This window comes from Variovorax sp. WDL1 (genome assembly GCF_001541225.1).
Taxonomy (GTDB): Bacteria; Pseudomonadota; Gammaproteobacteria; order Burkholderiales; family Burkholderiaceae_C; genus Variovorax.
Genome location: NZ_LMTS01000076.1, coordinates 45,335 through 58,224, shown reverse-complemented (window position 1 = coordinate 58,224; position 12,890 = coordinate 45,335). Strand labels below are relative to the sequence as shown.

Genomic DNA, 12,890 nt, shown 5'->3' with positions numbered 1-12,890 from the left:
GGTACGGGTCGAGCCGCTGCTGCAGCGGCTGGTGCAGCACGCGCGTGAGCTTGACGCCGTCACCGTCGCTGGTGGAGACGCCGGCGACGATCTGGTCGATGCCGCGCGGGCGGGCGAGCGAGACGGGTACGACATGGTGTGGGGAGTGGGCAGTGCTCATCCGCGGCATGGTGGCATGGAGTCGACGACCGCGTCAGGGGTGTGGATGCCGGCCCGCGAGCGCCTCGAGCTCCCAGGACACGCCCTGCCACGCCACGTCGATGCCTGCGCAGGATGGACCGGAGGCGGTGCGCCCGGCCTCGATGGCCCATCGCGCGCCCGCGCTCACGCTGTCGATCAGCGGCACCGGGAGCCGGGGCGCGATGGCCGCAGCCAGGCCGGCCAGTCCGGCGCCGCCCAGGATCACCGCCTCGGCCCCGAAGCGGGCCGCCGCCTCCAGGCAGGCGGCGGTCAGCAGCGCGTGGGCGCCCGCCGGGTCGGCGGCCAGCTCGGCGCCGCTCTGCGCCACCGTGTGGATGCCGGCCAGCGACGCCGCATGGCCGAGTCCCAGGGCGAGGCGTTCGAGCATTGGCCGCCACCGCTCGCCGCCCGTCACCACCGCGAAGCGCCCGTACCCGGCCGCAGCCGAGAAGGCGGCCTGCGCGAGGCCGCCCACCGGCACGCCGCAGTTCTCGCGCAGGGCGAACAGTCCCGGATCGCCGAAACAGCCGATCAGCACCGCGTCGGGCCGTTCGCCGCGCTCCACCGCCGCAGCCCAGGCGTCGAGCACGGCGTGCTGCGCCACCGCGTAGCTGGCCTCGCTGGCGATGTAGGGCGCGCCGAAGCGCGCGGTGACGGTGTGCACCTTCAGGGCCGGGCTGACCTCGCCTTGAACATGGCGCTGCAGCAGCGCGCTCACCGTCGCCGAGGTATTGGGATTGATGATCAGCAGGCGGCCCACTGGAGTTCCTTCGCCTTCGCCTTCGGCTGCGGTGCCATCCGCCTTCCGGCGGCCGTGCGGCTCATGGTCATCGGCATCAGGGTCGCTGGCGCGTGGCGCGCCGGCGCAGCCAGGCCGCGGTGCCGAGCGCGATTGCCATCACCGCGAAGGAGACGACTGTAGTCACCGTCCCCAGTGCATAGATGGCGGGTGTGGTAACGGTCGAGGTCAGGCCCTGCAGTTCCAGCGGCAGGGTGTTGACGTCGCCGATCGCCTGCGAGGTGCGTGCGATCTCGTCCCAGCTGAGCGTGAAGCCGAACATCCCGATGCCGACGATCGACGGCCCGATCAGCGGCAGCACCACATGCCGGAAGCTCTGCCAGGGCGTCGCGCCGAGGTCACGCGCGGCCTCTTCATAGGCGGGGTTGAAGCGGTTGAAGACCGCGAACATGATCAGGAGGCCGAAGGGCAGCGTCCAGGTGAGGTGCGCTCCCAGCGCGGAGCTGAGCAGGCCCAGCGCGGTGCCGCAGTTCTCGAGCGCGCCGTCGGCCTCGAGTGCCGCGAGCGCGCCCTTGATGCCGCTGTCGAGCAGGCGGAACTGCAGCCCGATCCCCAGCGACACGATGATGGAGGGCATGATCAGGCTCGCCACCGTGACGAAGAAGAGCGCGTTGCCGCCCCGGAGCTTCTTGCGGAAAGCCAGGCCCGCGAGCACCGAGAGCGCGACGGTGAAGAGCATGACCACCGTGCCCAGCATCAGCGAACGCCGGAAGGCCGCGCCGATGTCCACCGTGCCCAGGCCTTCGGCGAGCTTGTGGAACCAGTGCAGCGAGACGCCGCGCAGCGGAAAGGTCAGGCCGCCTTCGGACCCCTGGAAGCTCAGCACGAAGATGGTGATCATCGGCCCGTAGAGGAAGAGCACGAAGAGCGCGAACACGATCGCCAGCGGCCAGAAGCCCGGGGGGCGCTGTTCGCCGAGCGGGGCGCTGCGCATCAGAGTTCCTTGCGGATGTCCACCAGCCGCGTCAAGCCCCAGATGATCATCAGCACCACCGCCAGCAGGATCATGGCGTTGGCCGCCGCCAGCGGGAACTGGAGGTAGGAGGTCTGGACCTGGATGATCTTGCCGACCGAGGCGATCTGCTGGCCGCCCATCACGCCGATGGTGACGAAGTCGCCCATCACGATGGTGATGACGAAGATCGAGCCGATGAGGATGCCGGTGCGCGAGAGCGGCACGACCACGTTCCAAAGCGTCTGCCAGCCCGAGGCACCGGCGTCGCTGGCGGCTTCGAGCAGCGAGCGGTCGATGCGCATCATCGAATTGAAGATCGGCACGATCATGAACATCGTATAGAGGTGCACGAAGGCCAGCACCACGGAGAAGTCCGAGAACAGCAGCCATTCGACCGGCGCATCGACAAGGCCCACCCCCACCAGGCCCTGGTTGACGAGCCCGTTGCGCCCGAGCAGGGGGACCCACGAGATCATGCGGATCACGTTCGAGGTCCAGAAGGGCACTGTGCATAGCACGAACAGCAGGGTCTGCATGCCCGGCGAGCGCACGTGGAAGGCGAGGAAGTAGGCGACCGCGAAGCCGACGGCCAGCGTGATCGCCCAGACCAGCAGGCAGAACTTGAGCGTGCTCAGGTAGGTGGAGAGCGTGACGCAGAAGTCGCCGTTGTCGGTGAGGTGCGAGCAGCCTTCGAAGACGCTGGCGTAGTTGCGCAGGGTGAGCGCCGGGATCAGCTCGTACTCGTTGAAGTTCCACAAGCTGACCATCGCGATCAGCGCCAGCGGCGTCAGGAAGAAGAGCAGGAAGACCGCCGCGAAGGGCGCGGCCTGCCACCAGGGCTTGATGGCGTGCACGGGCATGGTGGCGCTGTGCGCGCTGGTGGGAGAACTCATGTTCTGACGAGAGGCGGCTTTTTCGGGGAACACCGCGGATCCGGCTTTGCCGGGCCGCTGGTGTTGCCCCCGGTCGGGGGTGGGAGTCGCGACACGAAGTGCGCAGCGACCTGGGGGCGAGCCAAGGTCAGGCAGCCACAAACTCGTTCCACTTGCGCACCATGTACTCGTTCTCGTCCATCACGGCATTCCAGCAGGCGATGCCGCCCATGCGCTGCTCGTAGCTGCCGCCGTCGCGCACCGCACCGGTCTTGGCCAGCAGCTCGCCATTGGGACTCTTGATGTCCTGCGTCGCGGCCTTGCCCTCCATCCAGTAGGCCCACTCGTACGGCTCCATCTTCGCCTTCGCGGTCTCCAGCACCGCGCTGTAGTAGCCCTGCCGATTCAGGTAGGCGCCGGCCCAGCCGTCCAGGAACCAGTTGATGAACTCGTAGGCCCCGTCGAGCTTCCTGCCCGAGAGCGTGGCCGGCAGGCCGAAGCCCGCGGCCCAGGCGCGGTAGCCCTCCTTGAGCGGCTGGAAGTTGCAGGCGATGCCCTTGGTGCGCACGGCCGTCACCGCGGGCGACCACATCGACTGGATCACGACCTCACCCGAGGCCATCAGGTTGACCGACTCGTTGAAGTCCTTCCACAGCGCGCGGAACTGGCCGGCCTTCTTGGCCTCGATAAGGGTCTTGATCGTGAGGTCGATCTCGGCCTTGGTCATGTTGCCCTTGTCGGCGTACTTGTGGATGCCCTTGGCCTCCACCACCATCGCCGCATCCATGATGCCGATGGAGGGGATGTTGAGGATCGCGGTCTTGCCCTTGAACTCCGGGTTGAGCAGCTCCGCCCAGGTGTCGATCGGGCGCTTGATCAGGTCCGGCCGGATGCCCAGCGTATCGGCGTTATAGACCGTCGGGATCAGCGACATGAACTGGGTCGGCGACTTGGCGAACACCTTGCTCTTCTCGCCCTCGAGGAAGATCACCTTCTTCGGCGCCGTGCCCTGGTCGCCGACCTTCTTGCCGCCCACCTCGCCCTTGGTGAAGAGCGAGGTGATCTTGTCGGCGTTCCTGATCTTCCTGGTGTCGATGCCCTTGAGGTTGCCGGTGGGGACGATCTTCTTCAGCGAGAAGTACTCGGTGTCGATCAGGTCGAAGCTGTTGGGCGCGGTCACGGCGCGCTTGGTGACGTCGTCGGTGGTGACGGCCACGTACTGGATCTCGATGCCGGTGTCGGCCTTGAACTTCTCGGCGATCGCCTTGTCCTGGTTGACCGCGGTGCCGAGGTAGCGCAGCACGATCTTCTCCTGCGCGTGGATGGCGGGGAACACGCCGGCAGCGAGGATGCCCGCCGTGCCCTGAAGCAGGGTGCGGCGCTGCACGCCTTTGCCGGTGGTCGAGTCGATGGGTTCGGACATGGTTTGGCTCCTGATGGCGCGGTGATGAACTGGATGAATGGGAGTCAGGCCGCCATTGCCGCGAGCGCGGACAAGGGCGCGGGCCGCGATACCGGCCCGGCAGGCGGTTCGCCCTGGGGGCGGACGGCACCGGGGCCCAGCGCGCGCGCATCGGACGGTGACCACGAGAGGCGCACCCCGTCGCCGGCCGTGTAGGGATGCGCGGCGAAGGTCTTCTCCGGCAGCAGCACCGAGACGCCGCTGCGCTCGGGCGCCGTGTCGGCGAGCTGCAGGCCGATCAGCACATAGGTGCCCTGGTATTCCACGTCGGTGACGCGGGCCGCGAGGCCGGCGTCGCCGCCCTCCGGCGCGATGTGCATGTGGTCGTTGCGCACCGCGATCAGCCCGCCGGGCGTGTCCAGAACGTTGTGCCCGCCCATGAAGCGCGCGACGAACTCGCTGGCCGGGTGGTTGTAGACCGCGTGCGGCGTGCCCACCTGCTCGATCAGCCCGTGGTTCATCACCACCATGGTGTCGGCCAGCGCCATCGCCTCTTCCTGCGAATGCGTGACGTGGATGAAGGTCAGGCCCAGCTCCTTCTGCCAGCGCCGCAGCTCGGCGCGCATCTGGATGCGGAGAAAAGGGTCGAGCGCGGACAGGGGCTCGTCGAGCAGCAGCACGCGCGGCTCGGTGATCAGCGCGCGCGCCAGTGCCACGCGCTGCTGCTGCCCGCCCGAGAGCTCCCCCGGCTTGCGCTGCGCCAGGTGCCCCATGGCGACGCGCTCCAGCAGCTGCCCGGCGCGGCGCTGGCGCTCGACCTTCGAGACGCCCTTCATCTTGAGGCTGAAGGCCACGTTGTCGAGCGCGGAGAGATGCGGAAAGAGGGCGAAGCTCTGGAACATCATGGCCGTGCCGCGGGCCGCGGCCGGCAGGTGGGTGATGTTGCGGTTGTCCAGCAGGATGTCTCCGCTGGTCACCGACTCGTGGCCTGCCACCATGCGCAGCGTGGTGCTCTTGCCGCAGCCCGAGGGGCCGAGCAGGCAGCAGTAGCTGCCGCTGGCGATGCGCAGGTCGATCTGGTCGACGGCAGGCGGCGCGCTGCCCGCGTAGCGCTTGCTGAGAGCCACGATCTCGACGGCCGCGGGCGGGAGGGCGGTGACAGCATCCATCGATACCGGCATCGCAAGATGGATGCCAGCAGCCCCCCGGCTCGGGGCGGGGCTGCGCGCGCCGACTTGGTGCGGGCGGCGCCCGCTTCAGGGCGGCGGTGCGAAGCGTGCGGCGGCGATGTTCCTCTGCAGCGACTCGCGCTGGCCGCGGGTGAGGCCGCGCAGTCCCTCGGCCACCCATTTGGCGCGCTCTCCGTCGATGCGCCCGTCGCGCTGCCATTTGTCGAGTGCGGCGCCTGGGTTGTTCAGCATCGAGGCAAGCCAGACGGCCTGGGCCGGCTCCAGGTTGCGGGCGCTGCGCTTGAAGTAGCGCCGCGCCGCCGCCTCGGCGCCGCACAGGCCGCCCGGACCCCAGGGCGCGTTGTCGAGGTAGAGCTGCAGGATGCGGGGCTTGCCCAGCGTCTGCTCCATCTCCACCGCGTAGAGCAGCTCGCGCAGCTTGCGCTCGGCGCTGCGCTCGCTGCCGGTCACGACCAGTCGCGCCAGCTGCTGGCTCAGGGTGCTGCCGCCGCGCTCGACCTGGCCGGCTTTCTGGTTGACGTCCAGGGCGGCCGTGAGCTCGGTCAGGTCGTAGCCGGGGTGGCTGAAGAAGCGCTGGTCCTCGGCCGCGATCACCGCGCGCGCGAGCCAGCTGTCGGGGGCCAGCCGGCTCGGCGGGCCGCAGCTGGTGCGCGCGTCGAGCAGGGCCTCGGTGCCCAGGCCCTCGACGCTGAACTGCTCGATGCGCGGATGCAGCGCGAGATGGTTCACCGGCAGGTCGAGCTGGGCGCGCAGCGCCAGCGTGCCGCTGATCTTGGCCCGCTGCAGCTCGGGGATGGCGGGCGCCAGTACGCTGTACCAGCGGGCGATCGGCGCCTCGGGCGCATCGATGTGGATCTGCAGGGACTTCTGTGTGAGCTTGCCGTCCCACCGCGCGCGCAGCACGTTGTCGCCCGCCACGCTGGACACGGTGGTCGCGGCCGGCGTGGCTTCGAGCACGCCATTGAGGGAGCCGGCATCGCGGCGCGCGGTGAAGCGCAGGTTGTCCAGGCGCAGGGGCGTGTTGCCGAGCGCCGGCACCTCGGCCATGCAGGGCGCGCAGTCCAGCTCGAGGGTGGCGGCGGCTTCGTTCCAGCCGACCCGCACCGGGCCGTGCCCGGTCTGGAAGGTGCGGCCGGCCAGCCGGGGCGCGAACCAGGAGGAGGTGGCGAGCCGGATCGCCGTGGGGACGCCGACATCGAGCGCGAAAGGCCCCGCCTTGATACGGGTCGGCCACTCGCCAGGACCGGGGGCCAGCGCCAGCTTCACGACCAGGTAGATGGCGACTGCGGCGGTCAGCACCAGGGCCAGCAACCCGAAGAGCAGGAAGAGCAGCGCTTTCTTCAAAAAATGTCTCTCAATCACTCGAATGCGATCGGCCGTGCCAGGGTGACGGCCTGCCACGGCCCCTTGGACCGGCCACCGGCCGCCGCCCAGTACCAGGCTGAAGTGTCGGTGAAAGCCGTGCCCTCGGCATCGACGATGCGCTCGCAGACCCGCAACTTTCGTCCGTCGGGGCCCTGGGTGACGAAACAACGCCACAGTCGGTCCTGCGGATCGCGTTCCAGCCGCGTCTCGCCGATGCGAAAACCGAGGGCCCGGTAGCAGTCGGCGGCCGGATGAAGCATGCGGGTGGGCGCATTCACCTGGCGCAGCACCACGGTCTGCCGGCCGTCGGTCAGGCGGGCGATGGCGCCGGGGAAGCGCTCGGCAAAGCGCTGCTCGACCGCGCCCAGCGCCATCGGCCGCAGCGCGGCGCCGTCCCACTGGCTCGGCCATTCGTGGAAGCTCGCGACCGGCGGCGGCGCCGTCGGCGGGCGCAGGGCCGAGGCGGCGGACCACAGCAGGCACAGCGCCATCGCGAGGGCGAACGCCGCCTTGTGCGCGATGCGGTTGAGGAAGCGGTTGCCGAAGCAGCGTTCAAGATAAAGCGGTATCGACACGGCGGGCTCCGGGGGCGGTGATCAGGCCGGGAATAACGGCGGGAGTGAAGGAGGACGCGCGTGGCGCCGGCGCCATCAGCCGCGCGATGGCGCCGCAGACCAGCGCCAGCACGGCCAGGCCCGTGGCCTCGTGCTGCCAGGGCGCGAGCGCATGGCCCGCCCCTTCGAAGCCCACGAGCACGCTGTTGCGCAGGATGTTGCCGAGCAGCACCAGCAGCCCCACGGCCGGCAGCCGGGCGAGGAAGCGCCGGTCTCCATGCCGCGCCCAGAGCGCCACCGCGCAGGCCGTGAAATAGCCGAGCCAGGCCATTTGCACGCCGGAGCAAGGCGCATCGACGACCACCAGCCGGCCGTCGACCAGCAGGCTGCTGCCCTCGCGCAGCACCGAGAAGCCGGGCGCCAGCACCCAGCGGCTGGCCTCTGCCGTGATCACGCGCAGCGGGTAGCCGGCGTAGAACTGCAGCGAGGAGAGCAGGGGCAGGGCCAGCACCGCGAGGCCCAGGACGGGGAGCCTGGCGACCAGGCGCGGCAGGAAGGCGAGCAGGCCGGCGGCCAGCGCGAGCACGGCGACCAGGCCTGCCGCGAGCGGCGGGAATGCCGGCAGGGCGCCGATGCCGGTGCGCATCAGCGTGGCCGCCAGCGTGCCGACTGCGGCAAGGGCGAGCCAGCCGAGGCGGGGCGCGGCACGCAGCGACCGGCGGTTCGACCACGCGAAAAGCGCCAGCGCACCGAGCGCCAGCAGGCCGAGCGGATCGTCGGCGCCGTCGAGCAGCCGGCGGGCCATCCAGAGCCAGGTCGGCGCCAGCGCGGCGGCCTGCAGCGCCAGCCAGGCGGCTGCGGGCGCGCGGTCGAGGCGAATGCCCCAGTCGAACAGGCGGGGGCGCGTGCGGGCGAGTTGATCGAGGGTCATGCGTGCGTCCTCGTCATGCGGTGAAGCGGCGCGCATCGTGGCGGCGCGCGCGGCGGCGCAGCATGGCCAGCATCGACAGCAGCACCGCGATGGCGCCCCAGGTCTCGGGCTCCGGCGTGCTCGGCACTTCGGCGCCCAGCGTCTGTCCCTGGGCCAGGGCCAGTTCGCTCACGCCCTTGGGCAGCGGCTGCGGCTGGTCCACCGAGGTGCCGGCTTGCGGCGCGGGATTGCGCACCACCTTGTCGACCGCGATGAAGCTGGTGTACTGCGTGAGCAGGCCGTAGCGCAGGCCCAGCTCGATGATCCGCTGCCTGAAGGCATCGCCGCCCTCCAGCGCCTCCTGGTCGCTCAGGCTCGCGATGCGGTGCCGTGCCCACAGGCTGCGCAGCGCCGCGGCGTCCTGGCGCGTCTTCGCGTCGATCACCAGTTCCTGCCGGTAGGGGCCTTCCGCACCCTGGCCCTGGATCACGACGCGGCCCTTGGGCTCGCCACGCCACTTGCCGAACACGATCACCGGGCGCTCGCCCAGCACGTCGGGCAGGGCCTGTGGTTCCACGTCGTAGACATCGAGGCCGCCGAAGGTGGCATTCACGTGGGTGAGCACGGGCGACTCGACCATGCGCTTGAAGCGCGCCGCCTGCGCGGGCGCCTGGACCGGGTCGGTGATGATGAAGGGCTCGCCCATGCCTGCGCGCGCCAGGCCTTCCATCAGGTGACGGTTGACCGAACTGCCGATGCCGAAGGCGAAGACGTTGGCCTTCGACAGGTTCCGGCGCACCAGTTCGAAGGCCTCGCGCTCCACGGTCACGTAGCCGTCGGTCACCACCACCACGGTGCGCGACACCTCCTCGGCCTTGGGCTCGGCATAGACGCGCTTGAGCGCCGGGATCAGCTCGGTGCTGCCGCCGCCGCTGTAGTTCCTGATCGTGGAGAGCGCCTGCTCGATGTTGGCGCGGGTCGCGGGCACCGAGTGCGGCGACAGCATCCTGCTGCTGCCCGAGAACAGCAGCACGTTGAAGGTGTCGCTGGGCCGCAGCCCGCCGATCAGCCGCTCCAGCAGCACCTTGGCCGTGTCCAGCGGAAAGCCGTGCATCGAGCCCGAGATGTCGACCACGAAGATGTAGTCGCGTGGCGATATCGCGTTGGCGGCGACCGACTTGGGCGGCTCGACCATGGCGAGGAAGAAGTTCTCCGCGTTCTCCCCTTGGCCCTTGTAGAGCATCAGGCCCGATTCGATCTTCTCCCCGGCCAGGCGCCAGTCGAGCACGAAGTCGCGGTTGTTGGCGGGCTCGCCGGCGCGCGCCAGCGTGATGTCGGCATGCTGGTCGTTGTCGCGCTTGCCGACATCGATGGCATGGGTGGTGGAGCGCACTTCCTTGATGCCCAGCGGCGTGTCGAGTGCGACCTTCATCCGGAACGTCGTGTTCGGCGCTGCGCCGGTGCGCAGCGTTGGCTGCGCCACCCACTTTGCATCGGCCTGCGAAGACCGCGGACTGTTGTAGCGCGGCCCCACCACCGTCGGGAACACGAATTGGTAGTTGCCCGCCTGCGGCACGAGCAGCTCGGTGTAGCGCAGCTCCACCTTCACCTCGTCGCCCGGCAGGATGTTGGCGACGTTCATCTGGAACACGTTCGGCAGGTGCTGCTCCAGCAGCGCGGCCGTCCTGCCTTCCTTCTTCGCGGCGTCGTAGTCGATGCGCGCCTGCTGCTTCTCGCGGATCTGCGCGGCGATCAGGCGATCGCCCAGCCGCACGTTCAGTCCGCTGACGGCGGCCCGGGTCGAGCCAGGAAAGACGTACCGGGCCTCGATGGCGCGCGTACCCTCGTTGCGGTAGGTCTGCGTGACGGTGACGTCGGCGATCACGCCCGCGACCTTGACGTCGACCTCGGTGGCCTTGAGCGGCAGCGCGTCGACGGCCGGATCGTCGCTCTTGACGAAGAAGTACGGGCTCTCGGTCGTCAGGCGCGGTCCTGGTGCTTCCTGTGCGTGCAGCGGCCGCGCGACGAGCAGCGCGAAGCCCGCGCTCGCGAGGCCGATGGTCGCGAGCCAGAGCCAGCGGCCGGGACGGGTGGTGGTGGCTTCCATGGCGATGATCCTTTTCCCTCGGTGTGTCGTGCAACGGTGCACGGCAGCCACTGTCGAAGGCGCAGGCGAAGGCAGTTGGAAGCCTTGTTGAAGCGCTCGGCGTTGTGTGAAGCCCGTGTGAAGTACCGTGCCGTGCGCACTTCACATCCGCTTCGGGTAGCGCGCCGAGCATCGGGCCCATCGTCATCGATGAGGAGAACTTCCATGCTTGCGCGGCTTCGGCATTCCGTGCTCATCAAGGTGCTGGGCCTGCTGGTCCTGCCGCAGCGGGGTGCCCAGGGCCGGGGGGTGGGCCAGGAGGCGCGCAGCAAGGAGATGGCGCACCTGGTGTTTCCGGACAAGCTGCACATCGAGGGCAGCCTGGCGCCGCAGGAGCGCGAGGGGCTGCGGGGCGGGCGTGATGGCCGGCCGGCCGGTGCGGGCGCGGCCATGCAGAGCTTCGACGTTTCGCTGGCGCAGCCGCTCAACGTCTATGCGATGTCGACGCCATGAAGGCCGGCACGAAGCGCGTGATGCTGTGGGGCGTTGCCGCGATGGCGGTCAGCGCAGCTGGAGCGCTGTGCGCGGCCGGTGTCGCCATTGCGGTGCTGACCCCGCAGTTGCCCGACGTGTCCGAGCTCTCCGACTACCGGCCCAAGCTGCCGCTGCGCGTCTACACCGCTGACGGTGTGCTGATCGGCGAGTTCGGCGAAGAGCGACGCGAGCTGGTTCGTATCGCCGAGATGCCCAAGCAGCTCAAGGACGCGGTGGTGGCGGTGGAAGACGCCCGCTTCTACGAGCACCCGGGCATCGATCCCAAGGGCCTGCTGCGCGCGGTGCTGGCCAACCTGCGGCATGGCGTGCACCAGGGCGCCTCCACCATCACGCAGCAGGTGGCGCGCAACGTCTACCTGAGCGCCGAGCGGACCCTGAAGCGCAAGATCCTGGAGGCGCTGCTGGCCTTCCGGCTCGAGCAGCACCTGAGCAAGGACCAGATTCTCGAGATCTACCTGAACCAGATCTTCCTCGGCCATCGCGCCTATGGCTTCGCCGCGGCCTCGGAGCGCTACTTCGGCAAGCCGCTGCGGGAGATCACGCTCGCGGAGGCCGCCATGCTGGCCGGCCTGCCCAAGGCGCCGGGCACCAACGACCCGGTGAGCAACCCGCGCCGTGCGCGCATCCGTCAGCTCCATGTGCTGGACCGCATGGTGGCGACCGGCGCCATCAGCGCGGCGCAGGCGGCCGAAGCGAAGCTGGAACCGCTGCGCCTGCGCGACCCTTCCGAGCCGAAGCGCCTGCATGCGGAGCATGCGGCCGAGACCGTGCGGCAACTGATGGTCGCGCAATACGGGGCCAGCACCTACACGCGCGGCTTCAAGGTCTTCACCTCGTTGGTGGCGAGCGAGCAGGCGGCGGCCTGGCGGGCCCTGCGCAAGGGCATCCTGGACTACGAGCGGCGGCAGCCCTGGCGCGGGCCGGAGCGCTTCGTCGAGTTGCCTGCCGATCCGGCCGATCAGTCCGGGCTGGACGATGCGGTCGACGAAGCGCTGGCCGGGCATCCCGACAGCGGCGAGGTGCTGGCCGTCGTGGTGCTGCAGGCTGATGCGAAGGAGGTAGTGGCCGTGCGCGGCAACGGTGAGAGCGTGCGGATCACGGGCGAGGGCTTGCGCACGGCCCAGGCCGGCCTGTCGCCGCGGGGCGCGCCGAACCTGCGCGTGCGCCGCGGCGCGGTGATCCGCGTGGCGAGGACGCCCAAGGGCGCGTGGGAGATCCTGCAGCCGCCCGAGGTCGAAGGCGCCTTCGTGTCGCTCGACCCGCGCGACGGTGCGATCCGGGCCCTGGTGGGCGGCTTCGACTTCGGCAGGAACAAGTTCAACCATGTGACCCAGGCCTGGCGCCAGCCCGGCTCGAGCTTCAAGCCCTTCATCTATTCGGCGGCACTCGAGAAGGGCTTCACGCCGGGCACCCTGGTCGACGACGCACCGTTGTTCCTCGACGCCGCGGCGACGGGCGGCTCGCCCTGGGAGCCTCGGAACTACGACGGCCGCTTCGAAGGCCCGATGACCTTGCGCCGCGCGCTCGAGCAGTCGAAGAACATGGTCACCATCCGCGTGCTGCAGTCGATCGGGCCCCGCTACGCGCAGGACTGGATCGACCGCTTCGGCTTCGAGCGCGCGAAGCACCCGGCGTACCTGCCGATGGCGCTGGGTGCCGGCTCGGTCACGCCGATGCAGATGGCGGCGGCGTACGCGGTCTTCGCCAATGGCGGCTATCGCGTGAGCCCCGCGTTGGTGACGCGCATCACCGATCACGAGGGCCAGGTGCTGGTCGAGGCGCCGCCGGCGGTGCGCGACGAGACGATGCGCGCCATCCCCGAGCGCAACGCTTTCGTCGTGAGCTCGCTGCTGCAAAGCGTGGTGCGGCACGGCACCGGCTTCAAGGCCTGGCAGGCGCTCCAGCGCGAGGACCTGCACGGCAAGACCGGCACCACCAACGATTCGATCGACACCTGGTTCGCGGGCTTTGCCTCCACGCGCGTGGGCGTGGCCTGGATCGGCTACGACACGCCGCGCCAGC

General features: G+C 69.9%; 11 protein-coding genes and 1 pseudogene. 2 read left to right on the top strand and 10 right to left on the bottom strand.

The annotated features are described in order from the left end of the window. From APY03_RS43575 to APY03_RS10820, 10 genes and pseudogenes are all read right to left on the bottom strand, one after another. Positions 1-160 (bottom strand): annotated as a pseudogene (locus APY03_RS43575) (pirin family protein); the annotation flags it as partial. A 33-nt stretch (positions 161-193) separates the two neighbouring features. Further along, on the bottom strand, positions 194-940 hold the full coding sequence (locus APY03_RS10860) for an aspartate/glutamate racemase family protein (RefSeq protein WP_068676655.1): 747 nt from the start codon (positions 938-940) through the stop codon (positions 194-196). Between the two features lie 76 nt (positions 941-1,016). Beyond that, the gene (locus APY03_RS10855) at positions 1,017-1,913 is read right to left on the bottom strand and encodes an ABC transporter permease (RefSeq protein WP_068676653.1); all 897 of its coding nucleotides are present in this window, start codon (positions 1,911-1,913) and stop codon (positions 1,017-1,019) included. Further along, positions 1,913-2,827, bottom strand: coding sequence for an ABC transporter permease (locus APY03_RS10850; protein WP_068676651.1), 915 nt, complete (start codon positions 2,825-2,827; stop codon positions 1,913-1,915). Before APY03_RS10850 ends, APY03_RS10855 begins: the two co-directional genes overlap by 1 nt. A 127-nt stretch (positions 2,828-2,954) precedes the next feature. Beyond that, positions 2,955-4,229, bottom strand: a complete 1,275-nt coding sequence (locus APY03_RS10845) for an ABC transporter substrate-binding protein (RefSeq protein ID WP_068676649.1) — start codon at positions 4,227-4,229, stop codon at positions 2,955-2,957. A 44-nt stretch (positions 4,230-4,273) separates the two neighbouring features. After that, positions 4,274-5,377 (bottom strand): ABC transporter ATP-binding protein, encoded by a 1,104-nt coding sequence (locus tag APY03_RS10840; RefSeq protein WP_068676714.1) that lies wholly within the window; start codon positions 5,375-5,377, stop codon positions 4,274-4,276. Positions 5,378-5,464: 87 nt separating this feature from the next. Further along, positions 5,465-6,742: a biosynthetic peptidoglycan transglycosylase gene (locus APY03_RS10835; RefSeq protein WP_068676647.1), complete on the bottom strand. Its 1,278-nt coding sequence runs from the start codon at positions 6,740-6,742 to the stop codon at positions 5,465-5,467. 14 nt (positions 6,743-6,756) lie between these two features. Beyond that, the gene (locus tag APY03_RS10830; RefSeq protein WP_068676645.1) at positions 6,757-7,338 is read right to left on the bottom strand and encodes a hypothetical protein; all 582 of its coding nucleotides are present in this window, start codon (positions 7,336-7,338) and stop codon (positions 6,757-6,759) included. Next, a complete protein-coding gene (gene xrtQ / locus APY03_RS10825; protein WP_068676643.1) occupies positions 7,316-8,248 on the bottom strand; it encodes an exosortase Q in 933 nt (310 codons plus the stop codon). The genes APY03_RS10830 and xrtQ overlap by 23 nt, the downstream gene beginning before the upstream one ends. A gap of 13 nt (positions 8,249-8,261) precedes the next feature. Further along, complete coding sequence (locus APY03_RS10820) at positions 8,262-10,334, bottom strand: VIT and vWA domain-containing protein (protein WP_068676640.1); 2,073 nt, start codon at positions 10,332-10,334, stop codon at positions 8,262-8,264. Between the two features lie 204 nt (positions 10,335-10,538). Here APY03_RS10820 and APY03_RS10815 point away from each other — a divergent pair, with 204 nt between their 5' ends. After that, a complete protein-coding gene (locus tag APY03_RS10815) occupies positions 10,539-10,826 on the top strand; it encodes a hypothetical protein (RefSeq protein WP_068676639.1) in 288 nt (95 codons plus the stop codon). After that, a partial coding sequence (locus APY03_RS10810; protein WP_443082813.1) for a penicillin-binding protein 1A occupies positions 10,823-12,890 on the top strand: 2,068 nt, incomplete at its 3' end. The genes APY03_RS10815 and APY03_RS10810, both read left to right, overlap by 4 nt.